The organism is Catenibacterium sp. CAG:290 (genome assembly GCF_000437715.1).
Lineage (GTDB): Bacteria > Bacillota_I > Bacilli_A > Erysipelotrichales > Coprobacillaceae > Catenibacterium > Catenibacterium mitsuoka_A.
Window position 1 is genome coordinate 1 of sequence record NZ_FR898800.1, and the last position, 1271, is coordinate 1271.

At 29.7% G+C, this 1271-nt stretch carries 1 protein-coding gene; it reads right to left on the bottom strand.

The features are described from left to right. Window positions 1–47: 47 nt before the first annotated feature. Window positions 48–1271 (bottom strand): DUF3427 domain-containing protein (locus tag QVO42_RS04230; RefSeq protein WP_288163815.1); only part of this gene is annotated, 1224 nt, incomplete at its 5' end.

Sequence of the window (1271 nt, forward strand, 5' to 3'; positions counted from 1 at the left end):
CTTGATAAAGTGTGATAAGTCCAGTTTTTATGCGGATAACTAGATTTTTATGCTATTTTTCTAATAAACAAATAGATATTCGTTTTATTTTCCGCTGCTTTCACAAATTTTTCCATACCTGGGTTAGTGATTCTAACATTGCTTTTAGACATAGCTACAAAGTTTTGAGCATCGATAAAGTGATCGGCATATTGCTGAGTATCTACAACAGATTCATCTTTATCATAATTAATAAATACTGGAAGAGTATTTGTGCGTATATCATAGAAGTATCCACCAATATTTAATGGTACAATATTCTTTTCCCAGTTAAGCAATCGACAAACATCTTCATATGTATACTTAGAGTATAAACAGAAATCGGTATTCTTATATCTATTAGAATACTCTTTTTTATTTTTATCAATTGCATATTCAACGACTTCCATTACTTGATTCTTAAAATCTTCATTATTAAGTAACTTTAAGAACTGTGGTGAAGACTCAAAATTTTCATCTAAGAAGACTGCTTTTTCAAACGTCTTTTTACTTGACCCTGTCATGAAATTCTGAGACAGAATATTTGAAATAGTTTCTATACCTACATCTGGTAATTCAATTTTATAATCACTATTTAAAGTTTCTTTTAAATGAGTGAGAAGATTTGTTCTTTTATTGATGATTAACTTTATAGCCTCTAATTCTTTTACACGCTTACCAGAAGAAAGTTTAGATGAAATAAACTGAAGATATTTTTCCTCTAAAGTACTAAAGTGAATATGATAGTCTTTTTCATATTTAGATAAGAAGGTATGATAACAACCTAGTGATTTGTTTTGGAACATTAATTGAACATCAATAGCACCATATTGCTCGAATTCTTTTAAATGAGGAATTCTACCTAGCTTTTCTTTTAACTGTTTATAAGAGTCCTTAATAAGTCTTACCTGTGTGAAGTTTGCTGCATCGATAGATTGATAAATTCTCTTTTCTGTAATTTGATCAAACTGAATAGTAGAAGCACCAGGGGTTATAAGTGAACCTTCACATACAAACTGTCTTAATGAGTCTTTGTTGTAATTAGTTTGTCCTGACAAAGCAACAGGGATTAAGAAGTTCTTTTCATAGTTACCAATAAAATCAATGATGACTACATATTCTTTGGAATCATTCTTTCTTAAACCACGTCCTAATTGTTGCACAAATACGATTGCTGATTCAGTAGGTCTTAACATAACGACTTGATTCACTTTAGGAATATCAATACCTTCATTAAAGATATCAACTGTGAA